Source organism: Nocardia sp. NPDC056952 (genome assembly GCF_042674185.1).
Lineage (GTDB): Bacteria > Actinomycetota > Actinomycetes > Mycobacteriales > Mycobacteriaceae > Nocardia.
In genome coordinates this window covers 171464-193125 of sequence record NZ_JBHURA010000011.1, presented here as the reverse complement: position 1 = coordinate 193125, position 21662 = coordinate 171464, and the positions used below count along the sequence as shown (strand labels likewise).

The following is a 21662-nucleotide window of genomic DNA, read 5'->3' as shown; positions in this document are numbered from 1 at the left end:
GTTCCGGCGGTCCTCGCGATCCCTACACCGTGGGGTTGCGAGGACCGTGCCATGTCGGCGTGGGAACGCGCGACGATGTGCTGGACCCCCGTCCACCGGTGGCGGACAATCGCGACATGAAGCGGGTCGGGGTCGTCGTGGCGGTGTGCGCGCTGCTGGTCGCGATATCGGCCGCGGTCGGGCCCGCCCTGCACGGGCAACCGCCGTGCGCACCGGGCGTCGACCTGCGACAGGTCGCGGTCACCGTGGACGGCGAGCGTGCGACCGGGCGCGTATACGAGCCGTTTCGCTGTGTCCCCGGCGATATCCCGGCCACGAAGCTGGTGGTCGCGGTGCACGGGCACGGTGGGTCGTCGGCCGATTTCGCCCCGTACATGTCCGCGCTCGCGCGCACGGGCGGGTCGCCGATTCTGCTCATGGACCTGCGCAGCGCCGACGGACCGTGGCGCACCGGCGACTGGAATCTGTGGGCGGGCTGGCGCGACCTGGTGGTGGCCACCCAGTGGTATCGCGGCGAGCATCCCGCTATCGCGTCCACCGTCCTGTGGGGGTGGAGTCAGGGCGGCATCACCAGCGGGCTCGCGGTGGCACACGGGCCGCCCGGGCTGTTCGACTACTGGGTCGACAACTACGGCCCCTCCGACGATTTCACGATGTGGGCGGCCGGCGGCTCGGCGGATCCCGCACTGCCACGCCAGATCGAACGTGACGCGGGCGGCTGCACGCCGATGATCTGCCCGCTCGCCTACATCGAGCGTTCGCCCGCGCTACTCGCCGACCGGCTGACCATGCGCCGGGCCTTCCTGATCCACGGCACCGCCGACACCATCGTGCCCTTCGCGACCAGTGTGGAACTGCGTGCGGCGCTGACCGCGGCAGGCAAACCGTTCTCCTTCTACACCGTGGTCAGCGGGCGTGACCTGACCGGCGCGATCGTCCCGGGCGATCACTCGGTCGGACCGGCGCTGTTCGAGGGCGGGTGTGTGGTGTTGCGCCTGCTCGCGGGAACCGAGCCGCTCGCGCCGCAGGTCATCGACTATGTCGTCGATGTCGAGCACGGTTCGGTCACCGCGCCCCCGGCCCCCGTGGGCGCGAAGTGCGCGGCCTGAGACACGCGGGAACAAGGTCCGGCGAACCACGGTTGTGCGAGAAGACACCGACCGGAACGAGGATGCGATGACCGACGTAGTGCCCGACGATCACGGCTGGCAGGGTGCCGAGCTCGATCTGGACGCCTATCTGTCCAGGATCGGCTACGACGGGCCACGCACGGCATCGGTCGACACCCTGCGCGCTGTGGTGCGCGCCCACACGACCACCATCCCGTTCGAGAATCTGGAGATCATCCTCGGCCGGGGCATCCCGCTGGATCTGAACTCCCTGCAGGACAAGCTGATCCGTCGCAGCCGCGGCGGTTACTGCTACGAGAATGTGGGGATCTTCGCCGCCGCACTCGAACGGTTCGGGTTCGGCGTCGCGGGACTCAGCGGCCGGGTCACCTACGGTGTGGCCGACACCGGCGTCCTGCGGCCCGCGACCCATGCCCTGCTGCGCGTGACCACGCCCGACGACGATCGCGTCTGGATCTGCGATGTCGGTTTCGGTTTCGGCCCGTTGGCGCCGTTCGAACTGGTCGACAGCGAAGGCGAATTCACGCTCGGCGACTGGCGCTACCGGCTGGAACGCCGGGCCGGTGACCTGTGGGTGCTGTTCCAGTTCAGCCGCGACGGCTGGATCGACCGCTACACCTTCACCGAGAACCCGCAGTTCCGCATCGACTACGCGGTCGGCAACCACTTCGTGTCGACCTCGCCACGTTCGCCGTTCACCACGCGACCCTTCCTGCAGCGATTCCTGCCCGATGTCCACCACGTGCTCGACGACCTGACGCTGAGCTCGGAATACCCCGACGGCACTGCCACTTCGCGTGATCTCGATCCCACCGAGCTGCCCAAGGTGCTGGCGGAAGTGTTCGACATCGACCTCGACGAAGACGACGCCGCCACCCTGACGACCACACCCTGGCGAACCGGATAACACCCTCCCCACACGGCACGGCGGTTTGCTTCCTGGGTGGCGCTACGGCAAATTGATGGTTACTTGCCGGGAAACAATTCCTTTGTGGGGGCCGATTCTGTGGGGTCGTTGGTGCCGAATGTTCGGACCGCATCGCCGGGTGCGGCGGTCCGTGGCACCGTCGAACGCCGCCGGGATCTGGACGGGCTGCGCGGGATAGCGATCGCGCTCGTGGTGGCGTTCCATGTGTGGGCCGGCCGCGTATCCGGCGGTGTCGATGTCTTTCTGGTGCTGTCGGGGTTCTTCTTCACCGGCGCCGTGGTGCGCGGGGTGGAGCGGCGCGGCGGGGTGTCCGCGGCGGAGACCGCGCGACGGACCGCGCGCAGGCTGATGCCGTCGTTGGTGGTGGTGTTAGCGGCGATTCTGCTCGCCACGGTGGTGTTGCGGCCCTACACCCAGCTGGGCGAAGCCGCCGCGCAGACGTTGGCGTCGATGTTCTACGGACAGAACTGGTATCTGGCCACCGCCGAGCTCGACTATCTCTCGCCCGATCCGTCGGTGAGCCCGCTCCAGCACCTGTGGTCGATGTCGGTGCAGGGGCAGTTCTACCTGGCGATCTTCGTGCTGCTGGCGGGGTGGGCCTGGTTACGCAGGCGCGGTTCGGCCGGGCGGCTCACCTTGCTGATCGTGCTGGCCGGGCTGGCGTCACTGTCGTTCTGGTACGCGGCATCGGGCACCGCGCAGCACCAGGCCTGGACCTACTACGACAGCATCGCGCGCGGCTGGGAGCTGCTGGCCGGTGCGATGCTGGCCGTCGCGGCGCCCTGGCTGCGGATACCGAACCGGCTGCGTGGGCTCGCGGCCGCCCTCGGTCTGGCCATGGTGCTGTCGTGTGGGCCGCTGTTCGACGGCGCGAACCAGTTCCCCGGTGTCGCGGCGCTCTGGCCGGTGGCTGCCGCCTGCCTGGTGATCGCCTCCGGATTCGGCGTGGCCGCGCGGTCGTGGCCGAACCGCCTGCTGGGCGGACGGTTCTGCACCGAACTCGGCGCGCTGGCCTATCCGCTGTACCTGTGGCACTGGCCGATCCTGATCTTCTACCTCGGCGAGACCGGGCGGGCGAATGCCGGCGTCGTCGACGGTGTGGTGGTGATCGGCGCCTCGCTGGCCCTGGCCTACGCGACCAACCGGCTGATCGAGTCTCCCCTGCGCATGCCACCGCGCGGCCAGGAGGCCGAGAACCGAAGGTTGACCGGGGCCCTGGTCACCGCCACCGCGGTCGCGGTATTGATCGCCTCGCTGGGGTGGCAGGTGGTGCTGGTGGCCAACCCGGCCGTGCCGCCGCAGGCGCTGGACACCCACCGCTATCCGGGCGCCGCCGCGTTGCTCTCCGGTGCCGAATACTCACCGGAACCCATGCGGCCCACCGTCTTCGAAGGACAGGCCGACACTCCGCCGCCGACCACCGACGGCTGCATCACCCCCAACCGGGAAGTTCGCGTCTGTACCTACGGCGACCCCACCGCCGCGCGCTCGATCGCGCTGGTCGGTGGGTCGCACTCCGAGCACTGGCTGCCCGCGCTGGAACCACTCGCCCTCGAACACGGATTCCGGGTGGTCTCCTACCTCAAGGAAGGCTGTCCGGTCGTCCTCGCCGATCAGCCGTCCTACGCCGAGTGGCCCTTCCCCGAGTGTCACGAATGGTCGGTCGAGGTGCTCGACCGGCTGGCTGCCGACCCCCCGAACTGGGTGCTGACCCTGTCCACCCGCTACCGCCAGAACGGCACGGGCGACGAGGTGCCCAACGAATACCTCGAAGTATGGACGGCGTTGCAGGACCGTGGCCTCAACGTGCTCGCCCTGCGTGACACGCCTCGGTTACGCCGCGACGGCGTCCTCTACCGCGCCACCGACTGCCTCGCCCACCGCGGCGACCCCGACAGCTGCGGGCTCGATCGCGCCGACGTGCTCGACTCGCGCGATCCCGCCCAGGAGCCCGCGGCCGGCTACCCGAACGTCCATCCGCTCGACCTGTCCGACGCTGTCTGCCGACCGCAGCGCTGCCGGGTGGTCGAGGGCAATGTGCTCATCTATCGCGACGAGCACCACCTGACCGCCAGCTACGCCCGCTCGCTCGCCCCCGAACTCGGCCGCCAGATCGGGGCGATCACCGGCTGGTGGTAGCGGACGTGCTCGTCACAGCAGAAACGACAACCCCACCGGCACCACGGATCGAGCTAGTCTCGGACTCGTGCGCACACCACGAAAGGCATCGGTCCTGCTCGTCGCGCTCGCTGCGCTGCCCCTCGCGTGCTCCTCCGGACCCGACCAGCCCCAGACCGTCGCCGAGTCCTTCGCCGCCGCGCTCACCAGCGCAGACGCATCCGCCGCCGCCGCGCTCACCGACGCACCGGAGCAGGCCCGGCCGGTCCTGACCGCGCTGTTCGAGAACCTCGGCAAGAACGACACGGTCCGGGTGTCGTCCACCGACGGCAAGTCCTTCACGCTGGAATCCACCTGGAAATTCGGCCCTGACGGCCGCAACGCGTGGACCTACTCGAGCGCCGGGACCACCACCGGCGACGACGAGTGGAAGATCGCCTGGCAGCCGACCACCGTCGCGCCCGGCCTCGACCTCGGCCCGCTCAGCTACAGCCCGGTCGCGGCGAAACCGGCGCGGGTACTCGACGCCTCCGGCGGTGACCTGATGACCCAGCAGGTGGTGACGCTGGTCAACGTCGCGCCCGACGCCGACCTGCCCGCCGTCGCCGCGCTGCTCGCGCCGCAGGGCGTCACCGAGACCACCCTGCGAACCGATCTCGCTGCGGCACAGGGCAAACCGATCACCGCCGTGGCGCTGCGTGATGCCGACATCGCACCGGTGCAGCAGGCGCTGACGGGCGTGCGCGGAGTGACGCTTGCGCCACAGACCCGGTTGCTCACGGTCGACAAGACCCTCGCCGGACCCACCATCGGGGGATTGGCCGAGATCTGGCAGGAACAGGCCGACACTGCCGCGGGCTGGGCGATTCGCGCGCAGACCGCCGAAGGCACTCAGCGCATCGCCGGACCCGACGCGAAGCCCACCGCCGACATCGCCAGCACCCTCGACATCGATCTACAGCACGCCGCCGAGGACGCACTCACCCCGATCGCCACTCCGGCCGCCATCGTCGCGCTGCGCCCCTCGACCGGGGAGGTGCTGGCCGTCGCCCAGAACGCACCCGCCGACGCTCAGGGCCCGATCGCGCTCACCGGGCTCTACCCGCCGGGGTCCACGTTCAAGACCGTCACGGTCTCGGCGGCACTGCAAGCGGGCGGGGTCACGCCCGACACCGTGCTGCCGTGCCCCGGCCGCGCCACCATCGAGGGCCGCACGATTCCCAACGACAACGGCTTCGACCTGGGTATGGTGCCTCTGCACACCGCGTTCGCACGCTCGTGCAACACCACGATGGCCGAGCTGGGAGTGAAATTGCCTGCCGACGGACTCACCGCGGCGGCCCAGCAGCTGGGTCTCGGGGTGGACTATGTGACACCCGGCTTGACGACTGTCACAGGGAAAGTTCCACCCGCCGAAAGTCCGGCGCAACGGGTCGAATCGAGCATCGGACAGGGCACGGTGACGGCTTCGCCGTTCGGAATGGCGCTCGTCGCGGCCTCCCTCGCGCACGGTTCCGCGCCGGCTCCGAGCATCATCCGCGGCCGTCCCGGCACTCCCGACCGGCCTTCGGCGCCGGTGCCCGCGACGGTGACGTCGCAGCTAGAGACCATGATGGGGGAGACGGTGAGTGCGGGTACAGCCACCGCCCTGCGTGACATCCCCGGCCTGCTCGGCAAGACCGGTACCGCCGAGTACCTCGACGACACCCACGCCCACGGCTGGTTCGTCGGCATCGACGGTGACCGGGCGTTCGCGGTGTTCGTCGCGGACGCCGGAAGCTCCGGACCGGCGGTCGAGGCAGCGGGACGGATGCTACGTGTGACACCATGAGTCGTCTTTCCCCCCGCAGGCGAGCAATCCCCCCGCTGCCGCACGCGGTCATCACCCAGCCAGCTACACTCGGCGGCGGACCATATCCATGGTCAATACGCGGGATGTCACAATTTCGAGAAGGTTCGGAGTAGGCGCCATCGATACCGGTCAGAAGATCGCGGAGCATTACCGCCTGGTCGAGCGTATTGGTAGCGGCGGCACAGGCGTTGTATGGCGTGCTGTCGACGAACGCCTCCAACGCTCCGTGGCAGTGAAGCAGATCCACATCAAACCCAGCTTGCCCGAGGGCGAGCGGGATGTGTTGCGCCAGCGCGCGATTCGGGAAGCCCGCAACGCGGCACGCTTCCAGCACCCCAATGCCATCGTGGTATTCGACATCACCGAGCACAACGGTGATCCGTGCCTGGTGATGGAGTACCTCAAGTCGGTCAGCCTCGCGGGTGAGCTGGGCCAGAAGGGCCCGCTGCCGCTGCTCGAGGTCGCCCGCATCGGGGAGAAGGTCGCCTCCTCCCTGATCGCCGCCCACCAGGCGGGCTTGGTGCACCGCGACGTGAAACCGGGCAATATCCTGCTCGGCGACCACGGTGAGGTGAAGATCACCGACTTCGGCATCTCCCGCGCGGCAGGCGACGTGACGCTCACCGAGACCGGGCTGATCTGCGGTACCGCCGCCTATCTGGCCCCCGAGGTCGCGCGCGGCTCCGATCCGACCCCCGCCGCCGACGTATTCGCCCTCGGCGCAACGCTTTTCCACGCGCTGGAAGGCGAACCGCCCTACGGCGCCAACGCCAACCCGCTGGCGGTGCTCTACGCCGCCGCCAACGGACAGGTGCGCGAGCCCCACAACGCGGGCCCGGCCACCGACTTCCTGCTCGATCTGCTCAGCCCGGACCCCCTCGACCGTCCGACGATGACCGAGGCCCGCGACGCGCTGGCCGCGTTCGCCGAGGACGAGAACGCGGTGCCCGCCGGATTCGTCCCCGCCAGTGAGGCTTTCAACCGTCGCAACTCCGCGGCGACCACCCAGGTGATCCGGCAGTCCGGTCGCCGGGCCTCCCATGCGGGCGCGTCCACCGCCACGACCCGTCAGATCCGCTCGAACCCGCGTCCGCAGGTCCGTCAGGACACCGCCGCGCACCCGCGCACCCAGGCTCAGCCCATGCCGGCCCCGCGCAAGCAGGCGGGCAAGGGCCGTGCGGTGCTGATCGGGTCCGCGGTGGGTGCGGTGGTCGCGGCGGTCGCCGTGGCGTTCAGCGCGTTCAACAGCTCCGACTCGGATTCGCCGCAAGTGCAGGCCGGTCCGCAGACCTCGGCGCAGTCGTCGGCGGCACCGAAGCCCAGCGCGGCGGTTCCGCCGCTCGGGCAGGCCAGCAACGTCGGCACCGTCGATATCGGATCGGCGGGTCTGCTGGTCGAGAACTTCTTCAGTGACCCGGCCGGTTCGTGGTCGCTGCTCACCCCGGCCGCGCAGCAGGTCTATGGCAGCGAGTCCGCGTTCCGCGAGTACTGGAACGCCCGCACCGTCGACACCTTCGCCAGCATCACCGCGGTCAGCGGCAACAACGCCGACGGGTCCACGAATATGCGCCTGGCCAGCATCACCATCAACGGCTCGACCAAGGCGATGGTCATGCGCGTGGTGAGCTCGGGTGGCAGTCTGCGCATCGACGGAGATACCCGCTAGCTGGTGTCCGCGACGGATCCGCCGGTCGGGTCCGTCGCTTCGGCGGGATGTGGGTGGAAAAGCGATGGCGGGCGACCATTAGGCTGGTACCTGACCTGAGCCCCACCACAGAACAGGACCGTACCCCGATATGACTTCCCGCATCGAGCTCGCCCGCGTCGATCTGCGCGGTCGTACTCCTTCCGCTGCCGAGCTGCGCACCGCGCTGCCGCGCGGAGGGGTCGACGTGGACTCGGTGCTGCATCATGTGCGGCCGGTCGTCGAGGACATTCGGGACCGGGGCGCCGAGGCGGCGCTGGACTACAGCGAGAAGTTCGACGGAGTGCGGCCCGCCGTGGTGCGGGTACCGGTCGGCGAGCTGACCAAGGCGCTCGCCGAGCTGGACCCGGCGGTGCGCGCCGCACTCGAGGTGGCGATCGAGCGGACCAGGAAGGTGCACGCCGATCAGCGGCGCACCGACACGGTGACCGAGGTCGTGCCCGGTGGCACCGTCACCGAGAAGTGGCTGCCGGTGGAGCGGGTCGGGCTGTACGTGCCCGGCGGCAACGCCGTGTACCCGTCGTCGGTCGTGATGAACGTGGTGCCCGCGCAGGCCGCCGGCGTCGAGTCGCTGGTGGTGGCCTCGCCGCCGCAGGCACAGTTCGGTGGGCTGCCGCACCCGACGATCATGGCGGCCGCCGCGCTGCTCGGCGTCGACGAGGTGTGGGCGGTCGGCGGTGCGCAGGCCGTGGCGTTGCTGTCCTACGGCGGTGTCGATACCGACGGTGGAGCGCTCGAGCCGGTCGACCTGATCACCGGGCCGGGCAATATCTACGTCACCGCGGCCAAGCGGCTGTGCCGTGGGCTGGTCGGCATCGATGCCGAGGCGGGCCCCACCGAGATCGCCGTGCTGGCCGACGCCACGGCCGATCCGGTGCACGTGGCCGCCGACCTGATCAGCCAGGCCGAGCACGATGTGCTCGCCGCCAGTGTGCTGGTCACCGATTCTCCCGCGCTGGCCGACGCGGTCGACGCCGCCGTGAACGCTCAGCTCGCCGTGGTCAAGCACCACGATCGCGTGCGGGAAGCGTTGAGCGGCAAACAGTCCGGGATCGTGCTCGTCGACGACATCGCGCAGGGTCTGCGTGTGGTCGACGCCTACGCCGCCGAGCACCTCGAGATCCAGACCGTCGACGCCGCCGCTGTCGCCGCGCGGGTGCGCAGTGCCGGTGCGATCTTCGTCGGCCCGTGGGCGCCCGTCAGCCTCGGCGACTACTGCGCGGGTTCGAACCACGTGCTGCCGACCGCGGGGTGCGCGCGGCACTCCTCGGGACTGAGCGTGCAGACGTTTTTGCGTGGCATCCACATCGTGGAGTACACCGAGGCGGCGTTGAAGGATGTCGCCGGACACGTTGTCGCCCTGGCCAACGCGGAGGATCTGCCCGCGCACGGGCAGGCCGTGCAGGCGCGTTTCGAGGCGCTGTCGTGAGTACTCCCACCGTGCCCGGCGCCTCGGCGACCCTGGACCAGCTACCGCTGCGCGACAACCTGCGGGGCAAATCGCCTTATGGCGCGCCGCAATTGACGGTGCCGGTGCAGCTCAACACCAACGAGAACCCGCACCCGCCCAGCAAGGCGCTGATCGACGATGTCGCCGAGTCGGTGCGCGCCGCCGCCGCCGATCTGCACCGGTACCCGGATCGCGACGCTGTGGCGCTGCGCCACGACCTGGCCGAGTATCTGACCCGCCAGACCGGGATCGCCGTCGACACCGCGAATGTGTGGGCGGCCAACGGCTCCAACGAGATCCTGCAGCAGCTGTTGCAGGCGTTCGGCGGACCGGGCCGCAGCGCACTGGGTTTCGTGCCCTCGTACTCGATGCACCCGATCATCTCGGAGGGCATCGACACCGAGTGGGTCGAGGCCAAGCGCAGCGGTGACTTCTCGCTCGACATCGACTACGCGGTGGCCCAGATCGCCGAACGCCGACCCGACGTGGTGTTCGTGACGAGCCCGAACAACCCGACCGGCCACAGCATCCCGATCGCCGAGCTCGAGCGGATTCTCGAGGTCGCGCCCGGCATCGTCGTGGTGGACGAGGCGTACGGGGAGTTCTCCGCGGCACCCAGCGCGATCACGTTGATCGACCGGTTCCCGACCAAGCTCGTGGTCACCCGCACCATGAGCAAGGCGTTCGCGTTCGCGGGTGGGCGCCTGGGCTACCTCGCCGCTTCGCCTGCGGTGATCGACGCGATTTTGCTGGTGCGCTTGCCGTATCACCTGTCGGTGGTCACCCAGGCCGCCGCGCGCGCGGCATTGCGTCACGCTGACGAAACCCTGGGCAGCGTCGCGGAACTGGCGGCCCAGCGTGATCGGGTCGCCGCCGCACTGGCCGCGCTCGGATTCGACGTGATCCCCAGCGACGCCAACTTCGTGCTGTTCGGCCGGTTCACCGACGCGGGCGCCGCGTGGCAGCACTATCTCGACGCGGGTGTGCTGATCCGCGATGTCGGCATCCCCGGGTACCTGCGCGCCACCATCGGCCTCGCCGCCGAGAACGACGAATTCCTGCGCGTGAGCCGCGATATCGCGGGCACCGCCCTTACTCACTGAATCCACCTGTGGAGGAACACATCATGAGCAGAACAGCGCGGGTGGAACGCGTCACCAAAGAGTCCTCGATTCTGGTGGAGCTGAACCTCGACGGCACCGGGCAGACCGAGATCTCCACCGGGGTGCCGTTCTACGACCACATGCTGACCGCGCTCGGCGCGCACGCCGGGTTCGACCTGGTGGTACGGGCCGAGGGTGACATCGAGATCGAAGCGCACCACACGGTCGAGGACACCGCGATCGTGCTGGGACAGGCGCTCGGGCAGGCGCTGGGCGACAAGAAGGGGATCCGCCGCTTCGGCGACGCGTTCATCCCGATGGACGAGACCCTCGCGCACGCCGCCGTCGACGTGTCCGGCCGGCCGTACTGCGTGTTCACCGGTGAGCCCGAACACCTCGTGCACACCATCATCCCGAGCGCGGGCCCCGGCGCTTCGTACTCGACGGTGCTCAACAAGCACGTCTTCGAGTCGATCGCGCAGAACGCCCGCATCGCGCTGCACGTGCGGGTGCTCTACGGCCGCGACCAGCACCACATCACCGAGGCCGAATTCAAGGCTGTCGCGCGGGCTCTGCGCGCCGCCGTGGAAATCGACCCCCGGGTCAGTGGTGTGCCCTCCACCAAGGGAGTGCTGTGAAATCCGTTGTGCTGCTGGACTACGGCTCCGGCAATCTGCACTCCGCCGAACGCGCGCTGGTACGCGCCGGTGCGCAGGTGGAGGTCACGGCCGACCCCACCGCCGCCTTGGCCGCGGACGGCCTCGTCGTCCCCGGCGTCGGCGCGTACGCGGCCTGCATGGCCGGGCTGCTGTCGGTGCGCGGTGATCGCATGATCGGCCAGCGCCTCGCCGGCGGACGTCCCGTGCTCGGCATCTGCGTCGGCATGCAGATCATGTTCGACCGCGGCGTCGAGTTCGGTGTCGAGACCGAAGGCTGCGGCGAATGGCCCGGCACCGTCGCGGGACTGGACGCTCCTGTCCTTCCCCACATGGGCTGGAACACGGTCAAGGCACCCGGTGACAGCACCCTGTTCGCCGGCATGGACGCCGACACCCGCTTCTACTTCGTCCACTCCTACGCGGCCCAACAGTGGGAACTCCCCGGCAACGAGCACATCGCCCCCCCGAAGCTCACCTGGGCCGAACACGGCGTCCCCTTCCTGGCCGCCGTCGAGAACGGACCGCTCTCGGCCACCCAGTTCCACCCGGAGAAGTCCGGCGACGCGGGTGCGCAACTGCTGCGCAACTGGATCGGCTCGCTGTAAGCCGGTCACGGACTCTGCACAGGATCGGTCGCGATTCTGGTGGGGCGGCGACAATCGACCCGCCCAGGGTCGCGTGGCGTCAGCTGGTCACGTCGGGGTCGCCGCTGTGGGCCAGGGCAGCACCGTCAACTCGGGCCACTGACGGCGCCAGCGGTCGGCCTTCGCCTCGTAGACGTGGCGCGGCGCCAAGACCGGATTGGGCCGCACGACGAGGTTGAAGACGTCGGACAGCCCGTGCGGCGCGTAGACGCGCCAACGATCGCCGGGTTGCTCGACGCGAACCCCCAAGCAACACGTGGTCGCAGCGAAGGAGTCGATCGCGTCCTCGGTCGACCTGTGCGCAGGACACGGCGTGCCGAACTTCTCCTCGTACCAGAGGTGGACCCGCGCCTCGTTGCGGATCTCCACGTCGGCGGGGATGTCGGCGAATACTTGTTTCGCCGACTGGATGACCACGTCCTCCGCCTCCCAGGACAGGTCGGTGGCGTCGAAATAGAACAGGTCGTAGTCCTTGATGCCCTCGCCGGGGGCGCGGCCGGTGACTGCGTTCCAGACGGTCTGGAACAGGCAACCCGCCGTCAGATACCAGCCGGGCAGCGCCAAGGACGCCGATCGGGACAGCACCTCCGTCAGTACCTCGTTGCGCGAGAGCGCGTCTCGGAAGGCGCCGAGTTGTTCGTCGAGAGGCAGTTGGCTGATCACCGCCCATGCCTACCACTACGCCGGGATACCGGGGCGACCCCTGCTCGCGAACGGCGATCGGGTCAGGAGTTGTCGAAGTGGGCTCGGTCGGCGGCTTCGGTGCCCGCGGTCCAGCCTTCGGCGCTGCGGATGGTGATGCCTCGGGTGCGGGCGGTGGGGAAGTAGGTGGCGAAGGCCTTGTCCACTCGTTGTCGGTGGGTGGCGAGGGCGGGGAGCAGGTGGGTGGGGTCGGGGGAGTCGGCGATGGTTGCTTCGGCGGCGTCGGCGAGGCGTTCGCCGACTCGCGTGGCATAGGCGGTGAGGTAGGCCTTGCGGTAGTGGCGGGAGCGGGATTCCTCGGTGGTGGCGTTGTCGATCATGGTGCGGGTGGCTTGGACGAGCAGGGAGGTGGACAGGATCTCCACGGCGTCGAGGTCGGGGTCGTCGCCGACGATCGTGACGAATCCCCAGTCGGCGACGAAGATCGCGCGGCAGCGGTTGGCTCGGGTGACCATGTCGATGAGCAGGGCTTTGGCGTCGGTGTAGGGGGTTTCCAGCCAGATGCGGCGGGCGGCGGGGAGGTCGGGGTCGGTGCGCTGGGTGTCGAGCAGGGCGCGGTCGATCGCGTACTTGGTCATGAGTTCTTGCGCCTTGGCGGACAGCGTTTCCGCTTCCTCGGCGAAGGACGTCGATTCGGCCTTGGCGAGCAGGCCGCGCACTCGGCCGAGGGTCTTCTCGTCCACATGGTGATGGGTGGCGCTCTGCCTGCGGGTGCCGGGGAGCGCGACGATCTGTTCGAGTTTCGGGAGTTGGACGAGCAGGGCGAGGGCGGTCAGGGCTGCGGTGAGAGCCTCTTCACGGGTGAGGAGTGCCCGGTCGGCCCATTGATCGAGGTGGGGTTGCTCGGATGTCCACCACACCGTGGCGCCCAGCTCGTCCAGTTGCGCCTGCCAGATCTCGTCGACGGACTCGGCGGAGAAATCGGACCGGTGCTCGGCCATCAGATCGGTCAGGTAACTCACCGCGAACTCGTCCACCCGTCTGCGCGCGGCCTCGTGAACATCGCGAGGCAACCAGCCGAACTCGAAGGCGCGAAGAATGATTCGCTGAGCGGCGAGCTGAACTCCGGCGCCCGATTCGGCGCCCGCGACCTGTTCGGCGAATCGCCCGATGGCGTTCTTGTCGCCCTGGGCGGCGAGGAAGGCCACGGTCGCGATCGCGTCGGCCACCTGCGACCGGTCGCCCGACCACGCGGCATCGATCGGAAGTCCGGGAGCGGCTGCCGGTTTACGGCCAGTCCGGCGCCGACGATTCTGCTTGGCCAAGGGTTGCGCCGATCCTGTTCGTGGAGGTAGTACCCGCAACGGGGGTAGGTAGTGTTCGTGGCGTCCATTGTCGCGCATCGGTCCTGTGCGGCCGCGGGGTCGTCGGCCTGCGTCGAATTGTCGAGGCAGGTCAGCGACTCCTGGTTGATCGTGCGGTCGTAATCGCTACTCGCCCAACGGAACTGCGGGAAGAGGGTTTCGGAAGTCGGTCGGTGAGCCTAGGCTGGCGGGATGAGTTATCGGGGGATGGTGCTCGACGAACGAGCGGAGCTGGTCGAACTGCTGCGGGGGCTGAGCGAGCAGGAATGGGAGACGCCGTCGCTGTGCGCGGGGTGGCGGGTTCGTGACGTCGTCGGGCACCTGTTGCAGGACACCCTCAGCCCGCTGGGCTACGCAGCGGTCGTGGTGAAGAGCCGGGGCTCGGTCAACCGCACCAACAGCGCACTCGCGCAGGCGTTCTCGGGGCTGACGACCGCGCAGCTGGTGGACAAGCTCGACACCGAGTCGGGTCGCCTGTCGAAGTACTCACCGCGGCTGATGCTCTCCGACCTCGTGGTTCACCACCAGGACATCCGCCGTCCCCTCGGCCGCCCGCGCACGATCCCCGCCGACCGTCTCATCGCGGTCCTGAACTACCCCGACCCCTTCGCCTTCCCGGCCAGGTACGCCAAGGGTCTGCGTTTCGTCGCCACCGACGTCGACTGGTCCTCCGGCGACGGCCCGGAAGTGCGCGGCCCCGGCGAGGCCATCGCCCTGGCCGTCGTCGGCCGCACGGCCGCGCTCGACGACCTCACCGGCGGCGGACTCCCCGAACTCCGCCGCCGCCTCGGCTGACTACCACGCGCCTGCCGGCGGCGAAGGCCGACCAGGTCAGCGTCGCAGCGTGGTCGCTGTATCGGTCCGCGACAGCTTGTCGGGGTTGCGGACGGAGTAGAGGCCGGTGATGAAGCCGTCGTCGACGCGGACCGCGAAGACTGTGTCGATGACGCCGTCGAGGCGCAGGATCAGGGCCGGGTGGCCGTTGAGCTGTGCCGATTCGACAGTCATCGCCGCGCCGATCCTGGGCACACTGGCGGTGAGCAAGGCGGCGACCAGGTCGGCCCCCACGATGGGCGACAGCGCGGCCTGCTTGATTCCGCCGCCGTCGCCGAGGAACACGACATCCGGTGCGAGCAGGTCGAGCAGGTTCTGGAGATCGCCGGTCTCGATCGCCCGCTGGAACGCCGCGAGCGCATCGCGGGATTCGCTCGCCGACACGATGCCGCGCGGTCGGCGAGCTGCGACGTGGGCGCGCGCCCGGTATGCCAGCTGGCGGACGGCGGCCGGACTCTTGTCGACGGCCTCGGCGATCTCGTCGTAGTCCAGATCGAATACCTCGCGCAGCACGAACACCGCCCTTTCGATCGGCGTCAGCGTCTCCAGAACGAGCAGCATCGCCATCGAGACGCTCTCGGCCAACTCGACGTCCTCGGCCACGTCGGGCGTGGTCAGCAGCGGTTCGGGCAGCCAGGGGCCGACATAGGACTCCCGGCGCCGGCCCAGCGTGCGCAACCGATCGAGGGACCGGCGGGTCGTGATCCTGACCAGATACGCGCGCTGGTCGCGCACCGCGTCGAGATCGACGCCCACCCACCGCAGCCACGTCTCCTGGAGGACGTCCTCGGCGTCGGCAGCCGAGCCGAGCATCTCGTAGGCGACCGTGAACAGCAGATTGCGATGGGCGACGAACACCTCCGTCGCCGGGTCCTTCGCTGTGCCCTCGGGCTGTGGCGCCATGGGTAGCTCCTTTTCCACTCAGATGTGACGCACACCAGACGCCGGCCGAGGCCGTCGCGTAACACCGATCCGCAGTGGCGTGGATCACGTCGGCGAGCTGTTACGGAGGTCCGATCGCCGCCGTCTCATGGTCGTTCGATTCAGCACCAGCAGTGAGGAACACGTCATGGAACCCCGATTCAACCTTTTCGGCACCGAGGTCGGCGCCGAGTTCGGCAAGCGGTTCGGCAACGCCAGCCTGGCACTGATCCGGTCGACCCTGCCGAAAGCCACCCAGGACCTGGTGATGCTGCGCGTCAGCCAGATCAACGGCTGCGGCTACTGCACCGACACGCACAGCAAGGATCTCGCCCACTCCGGGCAGTCCGCGACGCGGATCAATCTCGTTGCCGCATGGCGTGAGTCGGCCGTGTTCACCGACGCGGAACGGGCGGCGCTGGCGCTGGCCGAGGAAGGGACCCGCGTCGCCGACGCCGCGCGGGGCGTGTCCGACGAGACCTGGGCCCAGGTGCGCGAGCACTACGACGACGAGCAGCTCGCCGCCCTGATCGCGGTGGTGGCCCAGATCAACGCCGCCAACCGGCTCGGTGTCATCCTGCGCCGGCAGGGCGGTGCCTACGAGCCCGGCGCGTTCGACACCGCGGCAGGCTGAGCGAATCGTGGTCGGCCCGGGTCGTCGGATCCGGGCCGACCCGCTCGACGCCGAGCGTCTGTGCGCGCGGTTCGCGTGACACGGGCCTCACCGTCGCGGACCGTTGCGGGAACGGCGACACAGACCTACTAGTCTGAATGCGTGAGTCTTGTGCTGTTGCCCGCTGTCGATGTCGCCAATGGTGAGGCCGTGCGCCTTGTGCAAGGGGAGGCCGGTAGCGAAACGAGCTATGGGTCGCCTCGGGACGCGGCGTTGGCGTGGCAGCAAGCGGGGGCCGAGTGGGTGCATCTGGTCGATCTCGACGCGGCCTTCGGCAAGGGGAGCAATCGCGAACTGATCGCTCAGGTCGTCGGCGAACTCGACGTGAAGGTCGAGCTGTCCGGTGGTATCCGCGACGACGATTCGCTGAAGGCGGCACTGGCGACCGGGTGCGCGCGGGTGAACATCGGCACCGCGGCGATCGAGAATCCGCAGTGGTGCGCGCGAGTGCTCGGCGAGTACGGCGACCGGATCGCGGTGGGGCTCGACGTCAAGCAGATCGACGGACAGTGGCGGTTGCGCGGTCGTGGCTGGGTGACCGACGGCGGCGACCTGTGGGAGGTGCTCGAACGCCTCGAGCGTGACGGTTGCGCGCGGTATGTGGTCACCGACGTCTCCAAGGACGGCACGCTGACCGGCCCCAACCTCGAGCTGCTGAGCGAGGTCGCCAACGCCGCCGAGGCACCGGTGGTCGCCTCCGGCGGCATCTCGGTGCTCGACGACCTCGTCGCCATCGCCGGCCTGGCCGACGACGGTGTGGAGGGCGCGATCATCGGCAAGGCGTTGTACGCGGGCCGCTTCACGCTGCCCGAAGCTCTGGCCGCGGTGCGCTGACACCGCCGATGACCGCCGCGCCGAGCACCGCCGAACTGACCGACCTGCTGACCGTCGCCACCCAGATCCTGGACGGCGTGGTCCCGCGATTCGTCGAAGGACTCGGCGCGCCGAGCGCGGTGACCAAGGGCCGCAACGACTTCGCCACCGAACTCGATCTCGAGCTGGAACGCACCATCTCCGCCGAACTGCAGCAACGGACCGGCATCGCGGTGCACGGGGAGGAATTCGGCGGACCGGCGCTCACCTCGGGCACGGCCTGGGTACTCGATCCGATCGACGGCACCTTCAACTATTCCTCGGGCCACCCGATGTCGGGCACCCTGCTGGCGCTGGTGCACGAGGGCGAGCCGGTGATCGGCCTGACCTGGCTGCCCATGCTCGGTCGCCGCTACGCCGCGGTGACCGGTGGACCCTTGTATCTCGACGGTGTGGCCCTGCCACCGCTGGAACCGGGCAAGCTCGCCAACTCCATGATCGGATTCGGCGCCTTCAACCTCGACTCGGCGGGTCGCATCCCCGGCCAGTTCCGGTTCGACCTGCTCGGTGCGCTGAGCCGGTTGTCCTCGCGGGTGCGGATGCACGGCGCCACCGGCATCGACCTGGCGTTCACCGCCTCGGGGGTGCTCGGCGGCGCGGTCGTGTTCGGGCACCATCCGTGGGACAACGCGGCCGGGGTCGCGCTGGTGCGCGCCGCGGGTGGCGTGGTCACCGACCTGGCGGGCGCGCCGTGGACGATCACCTCCGGTTCGGTGCTGGCCGCCGCGCCGGGCGTGCACGAGGAACTGCTGGAAATGATTTGCACCGTCAGCGAAGAAGAACGAGGGTGAACCCCATGACACCGCGCACCGACGAACGACCCGGCACTACCGCGCCGAGCACCTTGGCGGTCCGCGTGATCCCGTGCCTGGACGTCGACGCGGGTCGCGTGGTCAAGGGCGTCAACTTCCAGAACCTGCGCGACGCGGGCGATCCGGTGGAACTGGCCGCGACCTACGACGCCCAGGGCGCCGACGAACTGACCTTCCTCGACGTCACCGCCTCCACCGGCGACCGCGGCACCATGCTCGACGTGGTGACCCGCACCGCCGAGCAGATCTTCATCCCGCTCACCGTCGGCGGTGGCGTACGCACGGTCGAGGATGTCGACCGGCTGCTGCGCGCCGGCGCCGACAAGGTGTCGGTGAACACCGCCGCCATCGCACGCCCCGAGGTGCTGTTCGAGATGTCGCAACGCTTCGGCGCCCAGTGCATCGTGCTCTCGGTCGACGCGCGCACCGTGCCCGACGGTCAGCCCGACACCCCGTCCGGCTGGGAGGTCACCACCCACGGCGGCAAGCGTGGCACCGGCATCGACGCCGTCGAATGGGCCATCCGCGGCGCCGAACTCGGTGTCGGCGAGATCCTGCTGAACTCGATGGACGCCGACGGCACCAAGGCCGGTTTCGACCTGCCGATGATCGCCGCGGTGCGCGCCGCGGTGCGCGTTCCGGTGATCGCCAGCGGCGGCGCGGGCGCGGTAGAACACTTCCCGCCCGCTGTCCACGCCGGCGCCGACGCGGTCCTCGCCGCGAGCGTCTTCCACTTCGGCGACCTCACCATCGGCCAGGTGAAGAACGCGATGCGCGCGGACGGCATCACCGTCCGCTGACATCAGTCAGCTGTCGAGCCGAATTCACCTGACGCCGAACCGATTCGGCTTCACAGCACGATGATCCGGCGGAACGTATCGACCGAGCGCCGACGGTGAGCTGGTCGCCGACATTGGAATCAGCGTGCGTGGATCGCGATGATTTCCGTTGTCGCCGACGTTGGTGCGGGGATGAGCATCGGAATCGCGTTGTCCCCGTTCGTTCTCGACAACTCCGCCAATGCCGTGGACACGGCCGTCGATCTGGGCACAGTCGCCGCCGAGGTGGGGCTGAGTTCGGTGTGGTTGGGGCAGACCTTCAGCAGTGACGCGATCGTGTTGGCGGCGTTGATCGGCCGGGCGGTGCCCGGAATCGAAGTGGGGACTTCGGTCGTTCCGGTGCCGGGCAGGCATCCGCTGCTGGTGGCCGGTCAGGCGCAGACCGCGCAGGCGGCGACCGGTGGACGGTTCGTGCTCGGGTTGGGGCTCGGCGCGCGGTCGCTGTCCGAACGCGCGTTCGGTGGGCCGTTCGACCGGCCCGGTCTCCGGCTGCGTGAATTCCTCACGGCGCTGCGGTCGATTCTCGACACCGGTGCGGTGGACTTCCGCGGTGAGACGGTGACCGCCGCCAGTCCGATGCCCGCGGCGGTGGCGGGTGCCGACCCGACGGTGCCGGTGCTGGTCGCGGCCATGGGGCCGCAGGCGCTGCGAGCCACCGGCGAACTGGCCGACGGCACGTTGCCCTTCCTGGTCGGTCCCGAGGCGCTGGCCGAACATATCGTCGCGCCGCTGACCGCCGCCGCGACGGCCGCGGGCAGGCCGCATCCCCGCATCGTGGCGATGGTGCCCGGCGTCGTGACCGCCGACGTCGCCGCGGCCCGGAGCATCGCCGAGGCGAAAACCGCCTTTTACGACACGATTCCGTCGTATCAGCGCGTGGTCGCGCTGTCGGGCGCCCAGCGGGCCGCCGAACTCGTGGTGATCGGTGACGAGGAGGCGGTCGCCGCCCGCGTGGCCGACTACTTCGCCGCGGGCGCCACCGATGTGGTGTTCTCCCAGACCGACCTCACCACGCCCGAGGACCAGCAGCGCACCTGGCGGCTGCTCGGTGAGCTCGATCGCGCCCGCCGATCCGGCGTCACAACCCCATCTCGGCGGCGATGATGGTGCGCAGCACTTCGCTGGTGCCACCCACGATCCGATCGATGCGGTGGTCGGCGTAGAGGCGGGCGATGGGGGAGTCCGCGAGATAGCCGACCCCGCCGTGCAATTGGAGGCAGCGGTCGATCACCCGCCCGGCCGACTCGGTGCAGAACAGCTTCGCCGAGGCCGCGTCCGCGGGGGTCAGGTCGCCGCGATCGTGGGCGGCGAGCGCGCGATCGACCACCGCCTCGATGGCGTCGACCTCGGCGCGGCAGGCGGCCAGCTCGAACGTGGTGTTCTGGAAACTCGCCACCGAGTGGGTGAACGCGGTGCGCTCGGCGGTGAAGCGGTGCGCGAAACGCACCGCGGCCCTGGCCTGCGCGTGGGCGCCGACGGCGATGGTGAGCCGTTCCCGTGGCAGCTGTGCGGCGAGATGGTCGTCGCCACGGTGCGCGGCACCGAGCCGATCGGTCACCGGCACCCGCACATCGGTGAAGGTGAGCTGAACTATGTCGCAGACCTTTCGGCCGAGGGTGTCGAGGGCGCGCCCGACGCGGTAGCCGGGGGCGGCGCTGTCGACGACCAGCAGCGACAGGCCGTAGGTGGGGTCGTCCGCGCTCGGTGGCGCGGTACGCGCGCACACGATGACTCGGTCGGCGTGCGCGCCCCCGATGACGTAGGTCTTCGAACCGTTGAGCAGGTATTCGCTGCCGTCCAGCGACAGTGGCGCGGTGGTACGCATGTCCGACGGCTCCGAGCCGGTGCCCGGTTCGGCGACCGCGAGCGCGAACATCGTTTCGCCGGTGACGAATCCGGGCAGCCAGCGCTGCCGCTGTTCGGCGGTCGCCAGGTCGTTGATCAGGGGCAGACAGCGCGACACATGAGCGCTGGAGCCGCCGAAAGACACCGCGGCGCGCGCGATCTCCTCGGTGAGCACCGCCCGGTACCGGAACGAGTCCAGGCCGGATCCGCCGTGTTCGACGGGCACCTCCATGCCGAGGATCCCGAGTTCGCCCAGCCGGTAATAGAATTCGCGCGGCACCAGTCCGTCGTCGTACCACTTGCCGAAACTCGGCACGACCTCGGCATCGATGAACGCGCGCATCGTCGCGCGGAAGGCGCGGTGCTCGGCATCGAAAACTGTTCTGCGCATGGGGAATCCTTACCGGCCGGAAACGGCCACGAGCCGGCCCGCCCGACGCGGTGATCGGGTGGGCCGGCGAGACGGCGGTGCGTACTACTTCGGCGGTGTGGGGACCGCGGGGTCCTTGCAGTAGGCGCCGAGCTCGGCCGGGCACGGGGCGAGAATGGTCGAGAAGTACTGGTAGGCCGAGAACAGCGCCAGCGGACCGCCGACGGTGACCAGACCGATCATCGTGCCGACCGCACCGAGTGTGGCCGCGCCGAGCACGCAACCGGCCACGGTGGCGCCGACCCACGGCACCAGCAGCACGATCACCGGGCTGGCGATGGTCGCGCCCGCGGCACCGCCGACCAGGCAACCGATGCCGCCGCCGACCACCGCGCCGACGATGGCCGCCACGGCGCCACCGACGCCGAGGCGCTGGCTGAGGACGCCGAGCGCGGCCTGATCACGCGGGGTGAAGGACTCGGCGATCTGCTGCGCGGCCACGTCCTGGGTGATCAGGTTCGTCGCCGGGGCCACCGCAGTGCCGCCCTCCTTGGACGGGGTCAGCGTCGCGGTGCCGCCGTCGACGGTGGCGGCGATCGGGAACACCTTGTCGTCCATGCGGTAGGTCAGCGGCAGTGCGGCGACCGGGGTGTCGGCGCCGGTGGTGAGCACCAGCTGGCCGTCGACGACCTGCAGTTTGCCGTCGGTGGACAGCACCGCGGAGTCACCCTGCCTGCTCACCTCGTAGCGCACCTCGGTCTGTGGTGCGGGATCGGCGTTGCCGGTCCCGGTCCCGACACACAGGGCGAGCGCGGTCATGGCCGCCGTGGCCAGGGTGGTTGACATCTTCATCTGTGATCCTCATCGATCGGGGGTACTTCGGACGAGCCGCGCACGCTG

20 protein-coding genes are annotated in these 21662 nt (G+C 69.6%); 15 read left to right on the top strand and 5 right to left on the bottom strand.

Annotated elements, in window-relative coordinates:
- The first annotated feature begins 59 nt into the window (after window positions 1-59).
- The 9 genes from ACFTS5_RS29385 to hisH all read left to right on the top strand — a co-directional run bounded on the left by ACFTS5_RS29385 (window position 60) and on the right by hisH (window position 11550).
- The gene (locus ACFTS5_RS29385; RefSeq protein WP_378637255.1) at window positions 60-1109 is read left to right on the top strand and encodes an alpha/beta hydrolase family protein; all 1050 of its coding nucleotides are present in this window, start codon (window positions 60-62) and stop codon (window positions 1107-1109) included.
- Between the two features lie 67 nt (window positions 1110-1176).
- Window positions 1177-2037 (top strand): arylamine N-acetyltransferase, encoded by an 861-nt coding sequence (locus tag ACFTS5_RS29380; protein WP_378637252.1) that lies wholly within the window; start codon window positions 1177-1179, stop codon window positions 2035-2037.
- Window positions 2038-2148: 111 nt separating this feature from the next.
- Window positions 2149-4197 (top strand): acyltransferase family protein, encoded by a 2049-nt coding sequence (locus tag ACFTS5_RS29375; protein ID WP_378637249.1) that lies wholly within the window; start codon window positions 2149-2151, stop codon window positions 4195-4197.
- A 67-nt stretch (window positions 4198-4264) separates the two neighbouring features.
- Window positions 4265-6007 carry a penicillin-binding transpeptidase domain-containing protein gene (locus ACFTS5_RS29370; RefSeq protein WP_378637246.1) on the top strand — a complete coding sequence of 581 codons (1743 nt, stop codon included), beginning with the start codon at window positions 4265-4267 and terminating at the stop codon, window positions 6005-6007.
- Window positions 6008-6119: 112 nt separating this feature from the next.
- Entirely contained in the window at window positions 6120-7694 is a 1575-nt protein-coding gene (locus ACFTS5_RS29365) for a protein kinase (RefSeq protein ID WP_378637363.1), read from the top strand.
- Window positions 7695-7824: 130 nt separating this feature from the next.
- Window positions 7825-9162, top strand: a complete 1338-nt coding sequence (gene hisD / locus ACFTS5_RS29360) for a histidinol dehydrogenase (protein WP_378637243.1) — start codon at window positions 7825-7827, stop codon at window positions 9160-9162.
- Window positions 9159-10286 (top strand): histidinol-phosphate transaminase, encoded by a 1128-nt coding sequence (locus ACFTS5_RS29355; protein ID WP_378637240.1) that lies wholly within the window; start codon window positions 9159-9161, stop codon window positions 10284-10286. Before hisD ends, ACFTS5_RS29355 begins: the two co-directional genes overlap by 4 nt.
- 23 nt (window positions 10287-10309) lie before the next feature.
- On the top strand, window positions 10310-10924 hold the full coding sequence (hisB, locus tag ACFTS5_RS29350; protein WP_056824871.1) for an imidazoleglycerol-phosphate dehydratase HisB: 615 nt from the start codon (window positions 10310-10312) through the stop codon (window positions 10922-10924).
- On the top strand, window positions 10921-11550 hold the full coding sequence (gene hisH / locus ACFTS5_RS29345) for an imidazole glycerol phosphate synthase subunit HisH (RefSeq protein ID WP_378637237.1): 630 nt from the start codon (window positions 10921-10923) through the stop codon (window positions 11548-11550). The genes hisB and hisH overlap by 4 nt, the downstream gene beginning before the upstream one ends.
- Before the next feature lie 87 nt (window positions 11551-11637).
- Here the strand turns inward: hisH and ACFTS5_RS29340 are convergent, their stop codons facing one another.
- On the bottom strand, window positions 11638-12252 hold the full coding sequence (locus tag ACFTS5_RS29340) for a nucleotidyltransferase family protein (protein WP_378637234.1): 615 nt from the start codon (window positions 12250-12252) through the stop codon (window positions 11638-11640).
- Window positions 12253-12314: 62 nt separating this feature from the next.
- Window positions 12315-13556 carry a DUF2786 domain-containing protein gene (locus tag ACFTS5_RS29335; RefSeq protein WP_378637232.1) on the bottom strand — a complete coding sequence of 414 codons (1242 nt, stop codon included), beginning with the start codon at window positions 13554-13556 and terminating at the stop codon, window positions 12315-12317.
- Between the two features lie 231 nt (window positions 13557-13787).
- Here ACFTS5_RS29335 and ACFTS5_RS29330 point away from each other — a divergent pair, with 231 nt between their 5' ends.
- A complete protein-coding gene (locus ACFTS5_RS29330) occupies window positions 13788-14390 on the top strand; it encodes a maleylpyruvate isomerase family mycothiol-dependent enzyme (RefSeq protein ID WP_378637229.1) in 603 nt (200 codons plus the stop codon).
- Between the two features lie 36 nt (window positions 14391-14426).
- Here the strand turns inward: ACFTS5_RS29330 and ACFTS5_RS29325 are convergent, their stop codons facing one another.
- Window positions 14427-15332 carry an RNA polymerase sigma-70 factor gene (locus ACFTS5_RS29325; RefSeq protein ID WP_378637227.1) on the bottom strand — a complete coding sequence of 302 codons (906 nt, stop codon included), beginning with the start codon at window positions 15330-15332 and terminating at the stop codon, window positions 14427-14429.
- Between the two features lie 166 nt (window positions 15333-15498).
- On the opposite strand from ACFTS5_RS29325, the gene ACFTS5_RS29320 reads away from it, so the two are divergent.
- The 5 genes from ACFTS5_RS29320 (at window position 15499) to ACFTS5_RS29300 (ending at window position 19651) form a co-directional block, all read left to right on the top strand.
- Complete coding sequence (locus tag ACFTS5_RS29320) at window positions 15499-15984, top strand: carboxymuconolactone decarboxylase family protein (protein WP_378637224.1); 486 nt, start codon at window positions 15499-15501, stop codon at window positions 15982-15984.
- Between the two features lie 141 nt (window positions 15985-16125).
- A complete protein-coding gene (priA, locus tag ACFTS5_RS29315) occupies window positions 16126-16857 on the top strand; it encodes a bifunctional 1-(5-phosphoribosyl)-5-((5-phosphoribosylamino)methylideneamino)imidazole-4-carboxamide isomerase/phosphoribosylanthranilate isomerase PriA (RefSeq protein WP_378637223.1) in 732 nt (243 codons plus the stop codon).
- Between the two features lie 8 nt (window positions 16858-16865).
- Window positions 16866-17687, top strand: a complete 822-nt coding sequence (locus ACFTS5_RS29310) for an inositol monophosphatase family protein (protein ID WP_378637220.1) — start codon at window positions 16866-16868, stop codon at window positions 17685-17687.
- Between the two features lie 5 nt (window positions 17688-17692).
- Window positions 17693-18508 (top strand): imidazole glycerol phosphate synthase subunit HisF, encoded by an 816-nt coding sequence (gene hisF, locus ACFTS5_RS29305; RefSeq protein ID WP_378637218.1) that lies wholly within the window; start codon window positions 17693-17695, stop codon window positions 18506-18508.
- Between the two features lie 171 nt (window positions 18509-18679).
- Window positions 18680-19651, top strand: a complete 972-nt coding sequence (locus ACFTS5_RS29300; RefSeq protein ID WP_378637215.1) for a TIGR03564 family F420-dependent LLM class oxidoreductase — start codon at window positions 18680-18682, stop codon at window positions 19649-19651.
- On the opposite strand, the gene ACFTS5_RS29295 is transcribed toward ACFTS5_RS29300, so the two are convergent.
- Both ACFTS5_RS29295 and ACFTS5_RS29290 read right to left on the bottom strand, forming a co-directional pair.
- A complete protein-coding gene (locus tag ACFTS5_RS29295; RefSeq protein WP_378637213.1) occupies window positions 19626-20783 on the bottom strand; it encodes an acyl-CoA dehydrogenase family protein in 1158 nt (385 codons plus the stop codon). The two genes, ACFTS5_RS29300 and ACFTS5_RS29295, sit on opposite strands and share 26 nt — an antisense overlap.
- A gap of 84 nt (window positions 20784-20867) precedes the next feature.
- Window positions 20868-21614 (bottom strand): hypothetical protein, encoded by a 747-nt coding sequence (locus ACFTS5_RS29290; protein WP_378637211.1) that lies wholly within the window; start codon window positions 21612-21614, stop codon window positions 20868-20870.
- Window positions 21615-21662: the final 48 nt, after the last annotated feature.